This window comes from Geminicoccaceae bacterium (assembly GCA_020638465.1).
Lineage (GTDB): Bacteria > Pseudomonadota > Alphaproteobacteria > Geminicoccales > Geminicoccaceae > JAGREO01.
The window spans coordinates 751,786-769,349 of sequence record JACKIM010000001.1; the positions used below are offsets into that span (position 1 = coordinate 751,786).

18 protein-coding genes are annotated in these 17,564 nt (G+C 60.2%); 2 read left to right on the top strand and 16 right to left on the bottom strand.

Features of this window, described 5'->3' with window-relative positions; translation table 11 throughout:
• Position 1: 1 nt before the first annotated feature.
• The 9 genes from nusA to miaB all read right to left on the bottom strand — a co-directional run bounded on the left by nusA (position 2) and on the right by miaB (position 9,663).
• Positions 2 to 1,606: a transcription termination/antitermination protein NusA gene (gene nusA / locus H6851_03635; protein MCB9942699.1), complete on the bottom strand. Its 1,605-nt coding sequence runs from the start codon at positions 1,604 to 1,606 to the stop codon at positions 2 to 4.
• A 4-nt stretch (positions 1,607 to 1,610) separates the two neighbouring features.
• Positions 1,611 to 2,144 (bottom strand): ribosome maturation factor RimP, encoded by a 534-nt coding sequence (gene rimP, locus H6851_03640; GenBank protein ID MCB9942700.1) that lies wholly within the window; start codon positions 2,142 to 2,144, stop codon positions 1,611 to 1,613.
• A gap of 109 nt (positions 2,145 to 2,253) precedes the next feature.
• The gene (trmB, locus tag H6851_03645; protein MCB9942701.1) at positions 2,254 to 2,982 is read right to left on the bottom strand and encodes a tRNA (guanosine(46)-N7)-methyltransferase TrmB; all 729 of its coding nucleotides are present in this window, start codon (positions 2,980 to 2,982) and stop codon (positions 2,254 to 2,256) included.
• Complete coding sequence (locus tag H6851_03650) at positions 2,934 to 4,085, bottom strand: methionine adenosyltransferase (GenBank protein ID MCB9942702.1); 1,152 nt, start codon at positions 4,083 to 4,085, stop codon at positions 2,934 to 2,936. Before H6851_03650 ends, trmB begins: the two co-directional genes overlap by 49 nt.
• Before the next feature lie 186 nt (positions 4,086 to 4,271).
• Positions 4,272 to 5,807 carry an apolipoprotein N-acyltransferase gene (gene lnt / locus H6851_03655; GenBank protein ID MCB9942703.1) on the bottom strand — a complete coding sequence of 512 codons (1,536 nt, stop codon included), beginning with the start codon at positions 5,805 to 5,807 and terminating at the stop codon, positions 4,272 to 4,274.
• Complete coding sequence (locus H6851_03660) at positions 5,794 to 6,705, bottom strand: HlyC/CorC family transporter (protein MCB9942704.1); 912 nt, start codon at positions 6,703 to 6,705, stop codon at positions 5,794 to 5,796. Before H6851_03660 ends, lnt begins: the two co-directional genes overlap by 14 nt.
• A complete protein-coding gene (gene ybeY, locus H6851_03665; protein ID MCB9942705.1) occupies positions 6,702 to 7,235 on the bottom strand; it encodes an rRNA maturation RNase YbeY in 534 nt (177 codons plus the stop codon). Before ybeY ends, H6851_03660 begins: the two co-directional genes overlap by 4 nt.
• Positions 7,236 to 7,279: 44 nt before the next feature.
• A complete protein-coding gene (locus H6851_03670) occupies positions 7,280 to 8,257 on the bottom strand; it encodes a PhoH family protein (protein ID MCB9942706.1) in 978 nt (325 codons plus the stop codon).
• Between the two features lie 23 nt (positions 8,258 to 8,280).
• On the bottom strand, positions 8,281 to 9,663 hold the full coding sequence (gene miaB / locus H6851_03675) for a tRNA (N6-isopentenyl adenosine(37)-C2)-methylthiotransferase MiaB (protein ID MCB9942707.1): 1,383 nt from the start codon (positions 9,661 to 9,663) through the stop codon (positions 8,281 to 8,283).
• A 112-nt stretch (positions 9,664 to 9,775) separates the two neighbouring features.
• On the opposite strand from miaB, the gene H6851_03680 reads away from it, so the two are divergent.
• Positions 9,776 to 10,027: a hypothetical protein gene (locus tag H6851_03680; GenBank protein ID MCB9942708.1), complete on the top strand. Its 252-nt coding sequence runs from the start codon at positions 9,776 to 9,778 to the stop codon at positions 10,025 to 10,027.
• 11 nt (positions 10,028 to 10,038) lie between these two features.
• Here H6851_03680 and tnpA read toward each other — a convergent pair whose 3' ends face one another.
• Both tnpA and H6851_03690 read right to left on the bottom strand, forming a co-directional pair.
• Positions 10,039 to 10,470, bottom strand: a complete 432-nt coding sequence (gene tnpA, locus H6851_03685) for an IS200/IS605 family transposase (GenBank protein ID MCB9942709.1) — start codon at positions 10,468 to 10,470, stop codon at positions 10,039 to 10,041.
• A gap of 149 nt (positions 10,471 to 10,619) precedes the next feature.
• Positions 10,620 to 11,051 (bottom strand): MucR family transcriptional regulator, encoded by a 432-nt coding sequence (locus H6851_03690; GenBank protein MCB9942710.1) that lies wholly within the window; start codon positions 11,049 to 11,051, stop codon positions 10,620 to 10,622.
• Positions 11,052 to 11,191: 140 nt separating this feature from the next.
• On the opposite strand from H6851_03690, the gene H6851_03695 reads away from it, so the two are divergent.
• On the top strand, positions 11,192 to 11,434 hold the full coding sequence (locus tag H6851_03695; protein MCB9942711.1) for a sulfurtransferase TusA family protein: 243 nt from the start codon (positions 11,192 to 11,194) through the stop codon (positions 11,432 to 11,434).
• A gap of 26 nt (positions 11,435 to 11,460) precedes the next feature.
• Here H6851_03695 and H6851_03700 read toward each other — a convergent pair whose 3' ends face one another.
• The 5 genes from H6851_03700 to H6851_03720 form a co-directional block, all read right to left on the bottom strand.
• Positions 11,461 to 12,000: a GNAT family N-acetyltransferase gene (locus H6851_03700; protein ID MCB9942712.1), complete on the bottom strand. Its 540-nt coding sequence runs from the start codon at positions 11,998 to 12,000 to the stop codon at positions 11,461 to 11,463.
• Between the two features lie 8 nt (positions 12,001 to 12,008).
• Complete coding sequence (gene tsaB / locus H6851_03705; protein ID MCB9942713.1) at positions 12,009 to 12,707, bottom strand: tRNA (adenosine(37)-N6)-threonylcarbamoyltransferase complex dimerization subunit type 1 TsaB; 699 nt, start codon at positions 12,705 to 12,707, stop codon at positions 12,009 to 12,011.
• Positions 12,670 to 13,224 carry a NifU family protein gene (locus tag H6851_03710; protein ID MCB9942714.1) on the bottom strand — a complete coding sequence of 185 codons (555 nt, stop codon included), beginning with the start codon at positions 13,222 to 13,224 and terminating at the stop codon, positions 12,670 to 12,672. Before H6851_03710 ends, tsaB begins: the two co-directional genes overlap by 38 nt.
• Positions 13,225 to 13,710: 486 nt before the next feature.
• Positions 13,711 to 14,781 (bottom strand): alanine racemase, encoded by a 1,071-nt coding sequence (locus tag H6851_03715; protein ID MCB9942715.1) that lies wholly within the window; start codon positions 14,779 to 14,781, stop codon positions 13,711 to 13,713.
• On the bottom strand, positions 14,778 to 17,537 hold the full coding sequence (locus H6851_03720) for a hypothetical protein (protein MCB9942716.1): 2,760 nt from the start codon (positions 17,535 to 17,537) through the stop codon (positions 14,778 to 14,780). The genes H6851_03715 and H6851_03720 overlap by 4 nt, the downstream gene beginning before the upstream one ends.
• Between the last annotated feature and the right edge of the window lie 27 nt (positions 17,538 to 17,564).

The following is a 17,564-nucleotide window of genomic DNA, read 5'->3' on the forward strand; positions in this document are numbered from 1 at the left end:
GTCAGGAGCGTTCCTCTCCGGTTTCAGGTTCGACAGCAATGCTATCCTCTCCACCTTCGTTGGAAGGCTCGACTTCAGGATTATCGCCTTCGCGCTCAGGTTCGATCCACCCCAACTTCACCCTGGCGGCGAGAATGATCGCGCCCGCCTCCTCGCTGTCGACATCGACCTCGGGCAAAAGCTCGATGAACTCGTCGCCGGATAGATCGGCGAGATCCTCAAGCGTCTTTACACCCTGCTTGGCCAGATCGACCACAGTAGCCAGGTCGAGCATCTCGAATTCGCGCAAGTCATCGGCGAGTCCCACCGAGTCGGCTTCCGCAACCAGCGCCTCTTCCTGTTCTTCGAAATAGGCATAAGCGCGTTCCTTCAGCGCCTCGGCTATTTCCTCGTCGAAGCCCTGAATGGCGGCCAGTTCTTCAACATCACTGTTAACGATTTCCTCTATCGAGGAGTATCCCTCGGTCGAGAGTAGTTGGGCGATAACCTCTTCGACATTCAACGCTTCAGTGAACAACTGCGTTGTCTGGCGGAATTCGCGATTGCGCCGCTCGGACTCTTCGGTCTCCGAGACGATATCGATATCCCAGCCCGAAAGCTGCGATGCCAACCGCACGTTCTGTCCACGACGGCCGATGGCAATATGTTGCATGTGATCGGGAACAATCACCTCAATGCGCTGGTTGTCGGGATCGAGCACAACCTTGCTCACCTCGGCCGGCGCCAGGGCATTGACAATGAAGGTAGCCTGATCGGCGGACCATGGAATGATATCCACCTTCTCGCCCATCAGTTCCTGCACGACGGCCTGCACACGGCTCCCACGCATGCCGACACAAGCCCCCACGGGGTCGATGCTGCTGTCCTTGGAAATCACCGCGATCTTCGCACGGCTTCCCGGATCGCGCGCCACCGCCCGGATCTCGATAACACCATCGTAGATCTCAGGCACTTCCTGCTCGAACAGCTTCGCCATGAACTGCGGGTGAGTACGGGACAAGAAGATCTGCGGTCCCCGGGTCTCGTGGCGAACGTCGTAGATATAGGCGCGAATCCGATCCTTGGGGCGGAAAATCTCGCGTGGTATCAGGTCATCACGACGAACAACGGCCTCGCTGCGACCAAGGTCGATCAGCACGTTGCCATGTTCCATGCGCTTGACCTCACCGACGATAACCTCGCCGATGCGATCCTTGAATTCTTCGTACTGGCGTTCACGCTCGGCATCGCGCACCTTCTGCACGATGACCTGCTTGGCGCTCTGGGCGGCAATCCGTCCAAGATCGATCGGCGGGAGAGGATCCAGGATATGGTCGCCGATACCAGCTGCGGGATTGCGTTCTCTGGCATCGGGAAGGGAGATCTGCCGGGCATGATCCTCCACCTCCTCTGACACCTCCAGCTCGCGATAAAGCCGGATCTCACCGGTCTTGCGGTCAATCTCCGCAACGATCTCGTGTTCCAGACCATATTTCCGGCGCGCTGCGGTCTGGATGGCCTGCTCCAGCGCCTCGATCACCTCGGCGGTGGAGATGCCCTTCTCCTGTGCCACGGTCTCGGCCACGCGAATCAGTTCGGCGCGTCCCAGGCCGGCACTCAGATCCATGAGATCATCTCCCGTCATCCTCTCTGCTTACAACCGGATCGGGCTTGCGGGCTTTCCCCGCTTTCCGGATCAAATCCTCGCTCACCTCAAGACGCGCCTTGCGGACATCAGACAACGGCAACTCAACCACGCCATCCTCACAATTCAGCCGCAACTGCCCTCCATCGCCAACCAGAGCCAGGAGTTCCCCCTTGAAACGCCTGCGACCATTGACCGGAGTCCCGGTCTCAACCCGGATGCCATGACCAACAAAACGCACAAAATCTGCCTTGCGAACCAAGGGACGGTCGAGTCCCGGAGAACTCACCTCCAAGGTATATCGCCCCGGAATGGGATCCTCCACATCAAGAACTGCGGACAGGGCATGACTGATCTCGACACAATCCTCAACCGTCATCGACCGACGATGGTCCACTGGCTCGGCCATGACCTGGAGCGTCCTTTTCGAACCACCGATCATGCGAGCCACAACCAGATCATAACCGAGATCGGACAATACCGGTTGCAACAGCTTTTCGATTTCGCTGAAAGCGTCGATTCCTGACATCACCCCACAACAAAAAAGAGCGGGCGTCGACCCACTCTTTACCATTTCCGTGCTTGTCTGACGACGCCCTTATGCTCCGAATCGAGCGTTGGCGCAACCCCTAAACCTGATGCCGCGCCACCCGCCCGAAACGCAGGAACACGGGAGGGCGGTTCTCCCTTACAGCCTTTTCCTCGTATCGTGTCGGCGGCCAATCATCACCCCGCTCGCGCCAGTCCGCAGGGCGCTCTGCCTGCCATTCGAAACCGGGCGCCCGCAACATCACCTCAAGAATCCATTGGCGATAGTCTGCATGATCCGTGGCAATCCGCAACAATCCACCGGACCGCATAACCCGGGCGACCTCGGAAATCACGGCATCACAGACAATCCGCCGCTTCCAGTGCCGGCGTTTCGGCCATGGATCGGGAAACAGGATGAAAACCCGCTCCACACTCCGTTCGGGAAGTGCGGCCAGCAGAAGGCGGGCATCGTCGACGACAACCCGAACATTCTTCAGGTCGTCGCTTTCGATATGCTGGAGCAATTTGACCACACCACCCATGAACGGCTCGACACCGATGAAGCCGACATCCGGGTTGTTGGCAGCCTGCCATGCGAGATGCTCACCGCCACCGAAGCCGATCTCCAGCCATAGCCGCTCCGGAAGATGGACAAGCCTGCCGTCTTCGGGAATGTCGAGACGCAGCTTCGGCAACATTGTCTCAAGCCGCGCCTTCTGGACCGGGCGCAGCCGCGGCGCAAGATGCCGGCCATAGACCTGCCGTCGAACTCCCGTATTCAGTTGAAGGCTCGCTTCAGCTCGTCGACGAGGTCGGTCCGCTCCCACGAAAAGCCGCCATCGGGCGTAGGCTCACGACCGAAATGACCATAGGCTGCGCTGGGCGCATAGATCGGACGGTTGAGCTGCAACCGCTCGCGAATACCGCGTTGCGACAGGTTGATCTCACCGAGCACCTTGACCAGACGTGCCTCATCGACCCGCCCCGTGCCGTAGGTGTCGACATGGATTGACAGCGGCTGCGCCACACCGATCGCATAGGAAAGTTGGATCATGCAGCGGCTGGCCAGACCGGCAGCGACGACGTTCTTGGCCAGATGACGGGCAGCGTAGGCGGCCGAGCGATCGACCTTGGTCGGATCCTTGCCGGAAAAGGCGCCTCCACCATGAGGTGCCGCGCCGCCATAGGTGTCAACGATGATCTTGCGACCGGTCAGACCGGCATCACCATCCGGCCCGCCGATAATGAACTGGCCCGTGGGATTGATGTACCAGACTGTCTCATCCGACAGCCAACCCTCGGGCAGGGCCTTGAGCACGTAAGGTTTCACGACCTCCTGCACACGTTCCTGGCTGACGTCGGCTCCATGCTGGGTCGAGACGACCACGGACGTGACACCGACCGGCTTGCCGTTCACGTAGCGAACGGTGATCTGGCTCTTGGAATCGGGGCCGAGTTCCGGTGCATGTCCCGACTTGCGTGCCTCGGCCATGGACCGGAGTATCCTGTGTGAAAACTGGATCGGGGCCGGCATCAGTTCCGGTGTCTCATCGCACGCATAGCCGAACATGATGCCCTGATCACCGGCGCCATCACGATCGACGCCCATGGCGATATCGCCTGACTGGGCGTGCAGCAGTACATCGACCTGTGCATGCTTCCAGTGAAATCCGTCCTGCTCGTAACCGATATCGCGAACGGCCTCACGGGCCGCCTCCTCGATCCGCTCACGGGTGATGTCCGCGGGTCCCCGAACCTCGCCGGCGATGACGATGCGATTGGTGGTGGTCAGCGTTTCCGCCGCGACACGAGAATTGGGATCCCCGGCAAGGAACAGGTCGACGATTTCGTCGGAAATACGGTCACAGACCTTGTCGGGATGCCCTTCCGAGACGGACTCGCTCGTGAACAGGTAATCGGATTGCGACATGATGAGAGGCCCTTCCGCCCTTATAGCAGGTGGTCGTAATGCCCGGTTGATGGGGAATGGCCACCTGCCGGATTGCGGGTCGTGGCCGTGACGACGACGCCCTTTAAGACCAAGAAGGTGCATGCGGTCAAGAATGGCCGGCAGACGATTTCATCGAACAAAATCCATCGACCGCGCAACATACCCTCATGCATCCTTCCGAGGAACGATGATGGCGGCCAGCAACCCCAGCAATGGAAGCAGCCAAGCCAGCAGCGGCCAGCGGGCAACGGGGGGAGGAACGACCAGGGCGGGCGGCAGCGCGACATCCAACACACCCATTTCCCCCAGCCCCAGTTCGCCGACCACCCGACCATAGGCATCCGTCACCACCGAAATACCCGTATTGGCAGCACGAACGAGGGGAAGTCCGCTTTCGACCGACCGCATCCTTGCCATGGCAAGATGCTGATACGGTCCCGAACTTATTCCGAACCATGCATCGTTGGTGACGTTCAGGATCCAGCGCGCCCGACCGCTGCCATCGGTCGCCCTGCCGGGGAAGACAGCCTCGAAGCAGACCAGCGGACTGAACGGTTCCACATCCTCGACCTCGATGGTGTGTCGCTTCGCACCAGGCTGGAAGTCGATACTGCCAACCGCCAGTGCATCCAACCCGACCCTCCCCAACAATGAACGGAACGGGAGAAATTCTCCGAATGGTACCAGGTTCACCTTGTCATAACGGGCACGAACAATGCCGTTGCGGTCGATGACATAGACGCTGTTGTTGAGGATCGGCGGCTTGCTGTCGAAGTCGATGTGATCAGCGCCGACAATCGCGAGCCGCCCCCCGCCGATGGCCCCGGCCACCATGCGTCGGGCGGTCTCGTCGTCATCGAGGCGATAGGGCACCGAGCTTTCCGGCCAGATGAGCAGATCGTAGCGGCCGGGCAGGTTGGAGAGCTCGATATGGCGCATGAACCATCCGCGTCTGAGCTCCGGATCCCATTTGTGGTGCTGGGCGATATCGGGCTGGACGAGACGCAGGCCGAGCATCGGATCCTCGCCGAGGGCCAGGTGATCGAGCCGCTGGTGACCGACCGTGAAGAGGATCGCCGTCAGCGCCACGACACCGGCAAGCCGGCCCCAGTGACGCTGTGCCAGCGACAAGCCCGCAACCATCGGTACCAGCAGGGTCAGGAAACTCGCACCCGGCACACCGACCCATGCGATCAACTGGTAGAGAGAGTCGCTGAATGCCAGGGCGATGGCCGGCGGATTCCACGGGAACTGGGTGCCGAATGCGCCACGGAACAGATCGGTCAGGGGCCACGCGGACGCGAGCACGAGGACCGAGGCGAGCACGCTGCGCCGAGCAAGACGTGCGAACAGGGCCAGAATCGAGGCGTTGATCGTCGAAAGGACCACCGCCAGCCCGACCACGCCCGGCACGGCCAGCGCTCCAAAACGTTCGGCATCGGCAAAAAAGGCTATCCCCACCCAGTAGAGGCCGGCCAGGAAATAGCCAAAGGCGAACGACCAGACGACAAGGAACGAATCCCACGCTCGCTCGGCACGATGAAAATGCCAGGCAAGGAATGCGAAGACGAGAAACGCCGGGAACAGATGCAGGGGCGGCAATGCCGCAACAGCAACTGCCCCCGCAAGAAACAGGCCCGCGCCCAGCTTCCATCCGGTTCGTCGCGGTGCGGGCCGAATGTCGCTGTTAATGATCGCCATCTGCCTCGTGCGTATCGCCGGGTGTTCCCGGCATCACTCGTACCCGCTTGATCCGCCGGGGATCGGCATCGAGGATCTCGAACACCGGGCCTGCCGGGTGCACGACCTTTTCGCCGACGGCCGGCACCCTGTCGACAAGTGTGAAGATCACACCGGCCAGAGTGTCGACCTCGTCACGATCGTCGTCCTCCAGCAGCGACAGACCGAGCCGTTCCTCCAGTTCATCGATGTCGAGCCGGGCATCCGCCTCGAAGGAACCGTCTGTACCGTCAACCAGGTGTTCGGGCTCGGGCTCGGCATGTTCGTCATGCATGTCGCCGAGGATTTCCTGAACGAGATCCTCCACGGTGACAAGACCGTCGGTGCCGCCGAATTCATCCACCACCACCGCCATGTGCGTGCGCGTGTCACGCATCTCCAACAGCAGGTCGAGAACCCGCATGGATGGCGGCACGACCATGACCGGGCGCATGATCGCAGCAAGTTCGAACCGCTCGCCATCGCCCCAGAACGGGAGAATATCCCGAATATGAACAATACCCGCAACGTCATCGAGATTGTCGCGATAGACGATGAGCCTCGAATGTCCGCGTTCGCCGAAAGCCGTCACCAGTTCTGTTAGGGTGGTGGCAATCTCGATGGCGCGAATGTCGCTTCTCGGCACCATGACGTCATCGACGCGCAACTCGCCGAAGCTCAGGGCGTTGAGCAGCAATTCACGCTCTTCAGCTGTGAATTGCTGCTCATCGGGCGTATCTCCCTCTTCCTCGATCAGATCCTCAAGGGTCTCGCGCAGGCCATTGTTTTCACCATCGCCCTTGCCGAGGCCACGCAGGCGGCGCAGCAAGGTGTCTAGCAGTGACGGCGACCTTTCCTCATTCCTCGGAAGCTGTTTCATGATAGCGGTTCTTCGCTGGTTTCCAGCAGTGCCGTGCCGGCATAGGGATCGGCAAATCCGAGTTGGCCGAGAATGCGCCGCTCCGCGCCTTCCATCTCGTCGGCTTCGGCATCTTCGATATGATCGTGACCCGCCAGATGCAACAGGCCGTGGACAACCATGTGGGCCAGATGCGCATCGGCACCAATGCCGGCGGCTTCCGCCTCATCGCGTACGGTCTCCCACGCCACGACAATATCGCCAAGCAGCACCGGCCCCGCCGACGGCCAGTCCTCATCGTCACCCACGCCCGGAAAGGACAGGACATTGGTGGGTTTGTCCTTGCCACGCCAGCGCGCATTGAGCTCGCGGATCGACGCGTCATCGGTCAGAATAATGCCGAGTTCGACGCGTTCGCGGACGTCATCGGGAAGTTCGAGCAAAGCCGCACGCGCAATATCAGCGCAGAAGGCCTCAGGATCGGTGACGGTCACGTTCCAGCCTGCGGCCTCGACCGTCACCTCGATAGACTGACTGCAATCTTCATCCATGAATTCCTCTGATGGCACCCTCGCGGATACCGTCGCGCTCCCTTTCAGTTCTGGTTGTTTCCAATGGCGGGCGGAGACGGATCCCCTCCCTCGTAGGCTTCGACGATGCGGGCGACCAGTGGGTGTCGGACCACATCGCCGCGATCAAAACGAACCGTGGCGATCCCCGGTATGGTTTCCAGCCGCTCGACGGCATCGACAAGCCCCGAACGCATTCCATGAGGCAGATCGACCTGACTGGGGTCGCCTGTCACGACCATGCGGGAACCGTCACCGAGACGGGTGAGGAACATCTTCATCTGTGCCGCCGTCGCATTCTGAGCTTCGTCCAGAATAACATAGGCATTCGACAATGTCCGTCCGCGCATGAACGCCAGAGGAGCAATTTCGATCTGGCCACTGTCAAACCGCTGCACCAGCTTTCCTTCGGGCAGCATGTCATGCAGGGCGTCGTAGAGTGGCCGCAGGTAGGGGTCGACCTTCTCCTTGAGATCGCCCGGCAGGAAGCCCAGCCGCTCGCCGGCCTCCACGGCCGGCCTCGAAAGGATCAGCCTGTCGATGCGCCGTTCCTTGAGCATCGCCACCGCTGCCGCCACCGCGAGATAGGTCTTGCCCGTACCCGCCGGTCCCAGCGCGAACACCAGATCATGGCGCTCCAGCGCCGACAGATAGGCCGCCTGGTTGGGTGACCGAGGCTTGACCGCGCGCCGCTCGGTCTTGAAATGACGGCGATCGTCGAGGCTGACGGGATGGTCCCCCACGACCATGCGCAACGCGGCGTCGACATCCTCATGGCCGATCACATGCCCCTGTTCGAGCAGGCTGTAGAGTGACTGCAGCACATCTGCCGCCGCGGCGACATCGCCATCGGCCTCGCCCTGAATGAAGACCTCGTTGCCTCGGGTAACGAGACTCACGGACAGGCGCTGCTCGATCCGGGCCACATTCATGTGATGCTGACCGAACAACATCGCGCAAATACCATTGTCGGCGAAACTGAGCCTCCGGCTCGCTCCGTTCATGTCCGCCTTGGGTGCTGGTATCGTCAGGCTCCAGGCTCCTCTTTTGCGATGTTCCGTTCCGCCCGCTCGCCGGCGAGACTGTGGGGATTGCGGGCGACGATGGTCACATCGACGATATCGCCGATATGCGCGTCGCCATCTTCCAAATGGACCGCCTGCAGATGCGGTGTCTTGCCGACCAGTTGCCCCGGATGGCGGCCCTTTCGTTCGAGCAGGATGGCCGTGCGACATCCGACCGAAGCCGCGTTGAAGGCATCAGCCTGCTCATTCAGCAGAGACTGCAACCGCGCCAGGCGCTCGCTCTTCACCGTATCCTTCACCTGCGCGTTCATGAGTGAACCGGGCGTTCCCGGTCGCGGACTGTACTTGAAGGAAAAGGACTGGGCGAAGCCGATTTCCTCGACCAGTTTCAATGTCGCCTCGAAATCGTCGTCACGTTCGCCGGGAAAACCGACAATGAAATCTGAAGAAAGAGCGAGATCGGGACGAACCGCACGCAATGCCTCAACAACCCGCCTGAAATCATCGGACGAATACTTGCGGTTCATGGCTCTGAGCACGACATCCGAGCCCGATTGCACCGGCAGATGCAGGAACGGCATGAGTTGCGGGACTTCTCCATGAGCACGGATAAGGTCGTCACTCATGTCGACCGGATGGGATGTGGTGTAGCGGATGCGCTCGAGTCCATCGATTTCGGCGAACATACGCACGAGATCGCCGAGACCGCGGCTGCGCCCCCGTGCGTCCAGCCCATGATAGGCGTTGACGTTCTGGCCCAGAAGCGTGATCTCGCGCGCGCCAAGTGCCACCAGTCGACGGGCTTCGTCGAGCAGGTCGGTCACCGGCCGGCTCTCTTCCGCGCCGCGAGTGTAGGGCACAACACAGAAGGTGCAGAACTTGTCGCAACCTTCCTGCACAGTAAGGAAAGCGGAAACCGAACGTTCCCCGATGTCGTCCCCGACACCTCCCGCCGGCAACAGGTCGAACTTGCTTTCCACGGGAAAATCCGTGTCGACGATCGCGTTCGCCGACCGCTCGCGGCGGGCGAGCAGTTCCGGCAGCCGATGGTACGATTGAGGTCCGACCACGACATCGACGAACGGCGCGCGTGCGATCATCGCATCGCCTTCGGCCTGCGCGACGCAACCAGCCACGACCAACAGGGTTTGCCGCCCCTCACCTTCTGCCTTGCGATCCCGCATAGCGCGTAACCGGCCCAGCTCCGAATAGACCTTCTCGGCCGCCTTTTCCCGAATGTGACAGGTATTCAGCAGAACAAGGTCGGCATCCTGAACCGACTCGGTCCGAGCGTAACCGTGATGCGACAGAAGTCGTGCCATACGATCGGAATCGTAGACATTCATCTGACAGCCATAAGTCTTTATGAAAAGTTTTCTAAACACGCGCGACGCCGACTTGCTTCAAAGGCCAGCCGTCACATAAGCAGTTCACATCGCGCGTCAAGATTGTTACCGTACCAAATGTCTGTCTGCAGACTTCAAAACAGGGATCTCAATGGCCACGATGGCCTATTCGACCACCCGGCCTTCCATACGCTCCGCCGACACCCGATCCGAATCCAGGACGAAACAGGCGGGAGTCATGAAACAATACCATCATTACCACTTCATGAACAACCTGCAAAGCCGGCTCCTTCGAGGAACCGGCTTCAGTAAATATCCCCCGGCAGAGCCGGGGGCTTTGGTTGAGAGCCGCTCAAAGCGGCGGTTTGCGGCGCTGCGCGGCCGCAATCTGTTCGCCGCCTGAAGGCGGCATGTTCAGGGTAACAGCGCGAGTTGATCGAGCCGGCGATCTTCCTTCTCCTGATTGCGAATGTAGTCGCGGATGACCGTTTCGTCTCGCCCGACCGTGCTGACAAAATATCCTCTTGCCCAGAAATGTTGGCCAACGAAATTGCGTCGGCGTTCGCCATAAACACGGGCTAAGTGAATGGCGCTCTTCCCTTTGATGAAGCCGACGACATTGGAGACAGCATATTTGGGGGGAATGGCGAGCATCATGTGGACGTGATCCGGTAGCAGATGACCTTCTATGACCTTGCTCTCCTTTTGTTTGGCTAGCTGTCGAAAAACCGCGCCGAGATGTGGGCGCAGGCCTGTATACAGCGTCTTGCGTCGGCATTTCGGGATAAAGACGACATGATATTTGCAGTCCCAAACGCTGTGACTTAGGCTCTGATACGTGTCCATCGCTGACGTTCCTTCCGTATGCGTGGTGGCAAACGAAAGAAACCCGGCGATGGACTGCCGGAAACGTCAAACTCGGGCTGCCGCCCCGGCATAGCCGGGGGATCTCCTATTTTAGTTTAGGTCATGAGACGAACGAACAACGCCACCGATCACCCGGCGCTACGACGGCCACGTGCGCGAGGCTTGGTGCCCAAGCCAATCTTCTTGGCCAGACTCGACCTCTGCTCGGCATAAGCCGGCGCAACCATAGGATAATCATCCGGGAGCTTCCACTTTGCGCGGTACTCGTCCGGGCTCATGTCGTAGCGGGTCTTCAGATGCCGCTTGAGCATCTTCAATTTCTTCCCGTCTTCCAGACAAATAATGTAATCGGGCTGCACGGACTTGCGAACCGAAACTGCAGGGACAAGTTTCTCCGGCTGCTCCGGCTCATCCTCACTCCCCTGTCCCGCGAGACTGTTGAAGACAGCCTTGATCAGATACGGTATGTCGCTCACTGGAACGGTATTGTTCGACACGTGCGAAGCGACAATTTCGGTTGTAAGGGAGAGCAACTCGTTCTGGCTGATTTTCTCGCTCATGACTTTTGTTTTCCATAAATTGCGAGTAAAGGGATGCGATGAGCGTCAACATATAATCTTTTCATGTATCTTCAAGGCAAATTTCGTTGCAAAAACATTAAAAAATACACGAGTCAATCGACTATGGAGCTTTAGACCAAATGAAACCGGACCTCGAAATCGACATATCTACAGAAAACTGCCCGATGACATTCGTCCGGACCAAGCTTGCACTGGAGAAGATGACGAGTGGTGAAATTCTCGCAGTGACGTTGAAAGGCGAGGAACCGCGACGGAATGTCCCTCGCGCAGTGCGCGATCACGGACATGAGATCCTTGGCGAGGACGATATCGGCGAAGGCAGGTTCAGACTATACATTCAAGTCAAGAACAATCTGATTTAGTAAAATTCTCCGCTGCAAGACAGCTGTCAGTTGTTGTCGAGAAATAACAGGCTTCCCTCCATCGTGTAGGCATGGGCACGAGTACCATCCGCACGCTGGTAGTAATTCGGCCGTGTTCCGACCGTTTCGAAGCCGTGCTCGGCGTAGAGCGCCTGGGCCTCCGGGTTGTCGATGGCCACTTCAAGGAACATTTTCTTAGCACCGGCCATATGGCAGTGAACCATGCTCGCCTGCAGCAGGGCCCGGGCCACACCCTGCCGGCGACTGGCAGGAATGACGCCGATCGACAGCAGCTCGCATTCGTCACGAACGACCCGGCACAACGAGAATCCGGCACCGCGCAGGCTATCCAGCCCCGGAAACCCGCAGTGGTTCAGCCGTGCGAACAACCCGAAACTGCCCGGCAGAGCGAGCAGATGCGCGACATCCGACCGGCTCCAGCCATCAGCGAAACAGGCGCGGTGCAGGCGCGAGATACGGCCAAGATCGAACGGCCCCGCAACTTTGATGGTAACGCGCGACAGATCCTGATGTTCTCTTGAGGGATTATCGCGCGATGCCAACATCGGATGGGTCACGCCGATCGATGCAGAAGGGACTGACCGGCCGACTTTCGCGCATCCGGCGGATTCAGGTAAAGAGGCAGCAGCGATGTGCCGGCAATCGGCACGGCCCCGCGCTCCATTCGCACCGCCGCAAGCCGGATCATCGCCGACGCGCCCATCATGGCCGGCTCCCCGCCGAACCCCAGAACGGGCCGTTGCGATCCGGTACCCCTTAGGGTGGCGAATGCCGCATGATCGAGACTGGCGGCCTCGCCTTCCGCCGTGAACGGGTCACTGAAATCCTGCACGAACAGACGGTTGCGGCGGCCGTCCATGATCACCCTGAACGCCCCGCCGCTGCCGCGTCCCGCCGCCATGACTTCAAGCGTGGTCATCGGCATGATGGGAATACCCCCTGCGAGCGCAATGCCGCGCGCAGCGGCCACGCAGGTACGGATGCCGGTAAAACTGCCGGGGCCGCATGTCACGGCGAGCAGGTCGATGGCATCGAACCCGCATCCCGCTGCCTTCACCATGTCGACGATCATCGGAACGAGACGTTCGGCATGACGGGCCGTCGATGCCGAACAATCCTCGGCAAGCATCGTCACCTGCCCGCCGTCGACATCGCCGACACCGGCCGCCATCGCATCACCGCAGCAGTCGAAAGCGAGAACACGCACCAGGCGTTCAGCCGATCGACCGAACCTCGACAACCTCCGGAACATAGTAACGCAGGAGATTCTCGATACCGTTCTTCAACGTGATGGTCGAACTCGGGCACCCGGCGCAAGCTCCGCGCATGTGCAGATAGACGACGCCGCGATCGAAACCGTGAAAGACGATGTCACCACCGTCCTGGGCCACGGCCGGACGTACGCGGGTATCGATCAGTTCCTTGATCTGCTTCACCGTTTCATCATTCTCGTCGATCTGCACATCTTCCGGCAGGTTCGCGCCGTCCTCGATTACCGGATCACCGGACATGTAATGGTCCATGATGGCACCGAGGATTGCCGGCTTGAGAAGGTACCAATCTTCCATCTCGGACTTGGTTACCGAGATGAAATCGTGGCCGAGATGAACGCCGGACACACCATCGACAGCAAAGAGACGACGCGCCAGCGGCGACCCCGCGGCCGACGACTCATCGGCAAAATCGACCACGCCCTCGCCCATCACATCCTTGCCCGGAAGAAACTTCAGGGTCGCGGGATTGGGGGTCTGTTCGGTCTGGATAAACATGGGAAACGCTCCATTGACGCACCTTGCGTCTACCTAAGCAGGCCATTGTCATTCCGGCACGCTTCCAAATCAAGGATAATCCCGGGCAGCGACCCGGCAAGGCAATCCTGCATTCTTCAGCTGCGAAATATTGCCGGTCAACCCGACTAGCGGTCACCGTTGCAGATATGCAGATGGTACGCGAACGACGTTTGCACAAGCAGCCATCGATAGAGCGACTACAATTCGTCGCATAAAAGATACGTCGGAACTGCAAGCCCCTGCCGCCAACACTTCCATCCTTCCAGTTCTTTCTACCGCAATGACAAGAACGGAATATCGGGAAAGTCATCGGCTGACCGGATTCACCCACATGACTACAGTTTTCCAATGAAACCATCCCGGCTGGAGGTTACGACGGTTGGAATTGATCTGGCAGAGGTTGTGCTCGTGCTGCGCGAGTGGCACCATACCCGATTGCGGGTACCGGAAAGCTTACCGGCCTGATCAGGTTACTTGGCCGCGGGCATCGACCCGCTGGGACCCAACGACCTCGGCGCCCATGGTCAGCACCACCTCGTCAAAGAGATTGGAGACCGGACATACATGGTTCGGAATGATCGTTATCCGTTCACCGATCCGGGGCTTGTCCGACGATGCGGACAGATCGACATGACCGTGCTCTTCGCTGAGCTGTCTGATCACAGCTAGGGGATATTCCCGGATGAGACCATGTCCCGCCAGACCTCCCATATCGCTCGTGAGCGATTTCGAGCCGGCATCGATGCAGGCTCGGTCACCATGGCGGCTCACCACCGTCGCATGTACCGACAGCGCACAATCTTCGAAAGTCGCCGAACCGGCAGCTTCCTGCATGCGGTCAAAATAGATGTAGGTGCCGGCCCGGTGCTCGGTGGCATTGGTGACCTCGTGCGCCTTCCACATGTCGGGCGAACCACCGTTGGAACGGATACGGGTTTCGATACCGGATTCGGCGAGCATTGCCGCCGCATCTTCAAAGAACCCGCGCACCTTCGCGGCACCGCCGGTCGGAGGATAGGTCATGAGCCCCTCGAAGCGGATTGCCGGCAGGCTATCGGCCAGTTTGGCCAGGGCGAGGGCTTCTTCAATCGTCGCAACGCCGCAGCGTCCGGCCCCCGAGTCGAACTCGATGACAAGGCCGACCTCACTACCGGCTGCCTGCATGGCCTGGGCCATGGGCAGCAGCATCGCCTCGTTGTCACAAGCCAGCGTCAGCCGGCACTGCTTCGACAGGGCCGCCGCCCGCTGAAGCTTGGAATTTCCCAGGATATTATAGGGTATCATCAGATCCAACGGGCCACGATCGGCCAATCCCTCAACCATCACTTCGGCTTCGCCGAGCTTCTGGCAGGCTATGCCCATCGCTCCCTTCTCCAGCTGCAACCGCGCCAGCGACACCAGCTTGTGGGTCTTGATATGCGGACGATTTCCAATCCCGTGCCGATCCAGATAACCCTGCCAGCGGTCGATATTGCGCATCACCCTGTCGAGATCGACAGCAACGAAGGGAGTTTCAATATCGGCGAGACTGGTCATCGCGGCGCGGGCTCCGGCGGCTTGGGTGTGTAGCGGGAAAGAAGTTTTTGAATACTGTTCATCCGGTCCCGGAGTTGATCCACACGATCGGTCAATTCGTCATTCTCATTTTGGCTCGCATGCAGTTCACTGGCCACGTTGATCGACCCGGGTGCCGCCGGCGGGAGATTGGCCAGTTGCCCTTCGAGATCGGCAATGCGCGCTTTGGCACCGGTCAATTGCTGAGTAAGAGCAAGAATGCGGTCATTGCTGACAACGACACCGTTCGCATTTTCAGCTGTTTCCGGAGCCGTAGCACCTGCTGTATCGTCGCCACTGGCACCTTTTTCCAGGTTGGCAATACGCTCCTGCAACCGTTCGCGCTCGCTGGCGAAGGATCGTTCTGCCGCGACCAGCGCCGACTGGCCGGTTGCCAACGCCGCGTCGCGCTCTTCCGTAATCTGGTCGAGGCGGGTCTGAAGGCTGCCGATACGCTCCTCGGCCATCTGCAGCGCCACCTGTGCCTCGGAATCGACGGAAGTCGCGTCACCGGCTGCGCCAGACTGTTCCGCCATCTTGGCCGCGAACGCATCGCGTTCGGCGGCCAGCACGACACGTTCATTCTCCCACTTCACCTTGTCGGCTTCCAGAGCCCTTACCTGGTCAAGCGCAGCCGCAAGCTTCGCGTCCAGACCGGTCGCAACCTCCCTTTCTTCAGAGGCATTCGCCTCCAGCTCGGCAAGCTGCCTCCGGAGCTGGTCCACGTCCCCTTCGCGCGCGGTCTCGTAACCCGCAAGCATCGTGTCAAGCCGCTGCCTTTCCTCCATCAGCGAAGCATTTTCGCTCTTCAGCGCCGCCAGGGCTGCCGCCGTCGCCTCCCGTTCACCCTGCTGCGCATCGCGATCCTCCAGCGACCCCTGCAGGGAAGCCACCTGTTCACCCAGCCTGCCCACCTGGGCCGCAAGATCGTCCCTCTCGCTCGCAAGCTGTGCATTTTCCTGCGTCAACCGATCACTGGCTGACGCCATTTCGCCAAGTCGCGCATTTTCCGCCTGCAACCGCTCGACCTCACTTCGCAGTTCGGCCAGCGTCGCCGAATCAGCCTGCTGCCCATCCAATTGCGACTGGCGTTCGTCCAGCGATTGCCGAAGCGATGCCACCTGCTCACCCATGCTTGCCGAATCGGCCTTCAGTTCCTCGTTCTGGCTCGCAAGCTGATCATTTTGAACGCGCAAGTCAGCGACTTCGCTTTCCAGAGCCGCCCGGGCCCTTTCGATACGGTCAAGATCGCCTGCAGCGGCCTCACGGGCAGCGGAAGATTGCTCGCGCAAGCTGTCGACTTCGGCCTTCATCCTGTCGCGTTCGGAAAGTGCCGAATCTCGTTCCTGTACGAGCGACTGCCTTTCAGCTTCCGCACCCGACTTCAGTTCGTCGAGCTGCGCCAGGGTCGCCGAAAGCGACTCGCTTCCCTTCTGTTGCACCTGCTCAAGCTCGGATTGGAGGCTGGAAACCTTGCCCTGCGCCTCCGCCAGCGCGTTCTTCTGCTCAACCAGCTCGAGATCAAGAGCCGAACGACCACGCTCGACCGCATCGCGCTCGCTCATCAGACGCTGCTTTTCACCCTCTGCCGCCTGCTTGTAACTGTCGAACTCAGCCTGCAATGCGGCAAATTTCTTCTCGCCATCACCACCAAGCTCAAGCATCTGCGCCTTGACACCATCAAGTTCGGAGCGTGTCTCGGCGACCTGGTTTTCGAGGGCCTGACGCCGGGCTTCCGCATCCTTTACCGCCGTGTCGGCCTCTTCCAGCTTCTGCCGGGCAGCCTGCAACTCATCGGCGTTCGCCTGGTTCCCGGCGAGTTGTTTCGTCAGATCGGCGATATCACTCCGAGAAGCATCGAGTTCGCGATCGCGGGCAGCGAGCTCGATGGTCTGCGCCTGCAACTGACGTCGCAGTTCCGCCATCTTGAGGGCAACGTCATTGCCGCTGACGGAAGCGATCCCTTCGTCGATCTGGCTTTCGAGATCCGTGACGATCGCCTGCAAGCGGGCGACCTCGGCACTGTCGGCCGCATTTTCATCGGTGCTTTCCTGCGCTGGAGCGGGAGCCTTGACAACGACAGCTTCCAGTTCGGAGACACGGCCCAGCAGCTTGTCCACCTGCTGGCGGGCAGCATCGCGTTCGCTGGCCGCAAGACGCAATTCGAGCCGTGCTGCTTCAAGTTCGGCGGACAGATCCCCGTCGCCATCTCCGGCCACACTTTCGCCCTGCGGCAGCGAGAGCTCGCTTTCGAGCGCCTTTGCCCGTGCCTCGGCTGCCTGCCGGAGAGCAAGTTCGCTGGCATGTTCGCTTCGCAACTGCTCAAGCTGGGCCTGAGCGGCCGCAAGCTCGCTGCTCAACGCCGCGGCATTGCCATTCGCCGATTCCGCCGCCGCATCCCCGGCCGCCGCATTGCTGTCGATCACCGCCTGCAACCGTGCGACCTCTGCGCGGGCGGCATCAAGCTCCGGACTTGGCGCGTCTTCACGGCGGGCTTGCAGTTCCATCGTCAGTTGCTGCTGCCGGGCCGTGCCACGCTCGTACTCGAAATAGCCATATCCGAGTACGGCCGAAAGAATGGCAACCAACAGGCACAGGACGACAATTGCCCCTTTCACCACAGGCGATGTGCCGGTCTCTTCAATAATGACATGGGGCTCGCCGAGCATGGCTGCCCGCGCGAACATGGCGCTGCCTCGTTTGTCGAAGCGGCGTTTTCCCTCGATCTTACCGGCCATCGGCCTCTCGTGCTGTTATCTGGACCG

What these genes read in the sequence shown, in the direction of transcription:
- nusA (MCB9942699.1), bottom strand. Translation starts at nt 1,606, where the DNA reads ATGGATCTGAGTGCCGGCCTGGGACGCGCCGAACTGATTCGCGTGGCC.
- H6851_03650 (MCB9942702.1), bottom strand. Translation starts at nt 4,085, where the DNA reads ATGTCGCAATCCGATTACCTGTTCACGAGCGAGTCCGTCTCGGAAGGG.
- lnt (MCB9942703.1), bottom strand. Translation starts at nt 5,807, where the DNA reads ATGGCGATCATTAACAGCGACATTCGGCCCGCACCGCGACGAACCGGA.
- H6851_03660 (MCB9942704.1), bottom strand. Translation starts at nt 6,705, where the DNA reads ATGAAACAGCTTCCGAGGAATGAGGAAAGGTCGCCGTCACTGCTAGAC.
- ybeY (MCB9942705.1), bottom strand. Translation starts at nt 7,235, where the DNA reads ATGGATGAAGATTGCAGTCAGTCTATCGAGGTGACGGTCGAGGCCGCA.
- H6851_03670 (MCB9942706.1), bottom strand. Translation starts at nt 8,257, where the DNA reads ATGAACGGAGCGAGCCGGAGGCTCAGTTTCGCCGACAATGGTATTTGC.
- H6851_03680 (MCB9942708.1), top strand. Translation starts at nt 9,776, where the DNA reads ATGGCCACGATGGCCTATTCGACCACCCGGCCTTCCATACGCTCCGCC.
- tnpA (MCB9942709.1), bottom strand. Translation starts at nt 10,470, where the DNA reads ATGGACACGTATCAGAGCCTAAGTCACAGCGTTTGGGACTGCAAATAT.
- H6851_03690 (MCB9942710.1), bottom strand. Translation starts at nt 11,051, where the DNA reads ATGAGCGAGAAAATCAGCCAGAACGAGTTGCTCTCCCTTACAACCGAA.
- H6851_03695 (MCB9942711.1), top strand. Translation starts at nt 11,192, where the DNA reads ATGAAACCGGACCTCGAAATCGACATATCTACAGAAAACTGCCCGATG.
- H6851_03700 (MCB9942712.1), bottom strand. Translation starts at nt 12,000, where the DNA reads ATGTTGGCATCGCGCGATAATCCCTCAAGAGAACATCAGGATCTGTCG.
- tsaB (MCB9942713.1), bottom strand. Translation starts at nt 12,707, where the DNA reads ATGTTCCGGAGGTTGTCGAGGTTCGGTCGATCGGCTGAACGCCTGGTG.
- H6851_03710 (MCB9942714.1), bottom strand. Translation starts at nt 13,224, where the DNA reads ATGTTTATCCAGACCGAACAGACCCCCAATCCCGCGACCCTGAAGTTT.
- H6851_03715 (MCB9942715.1), bottom strand. Translation starts at nt 14,781, where the DNA reads ATGACCAGTCTCGCCGATATTGAAACTCCCTTCGTTGCTGTCGATCTC.
- H6851_03720 (MCB9942716.1), bottom strand. Translation starts at nt 17,537, where the DNA reads ATGGCCGGTAAGATCGAGGGAAAACGCCGCTTCGACAAACGAGGCAGC.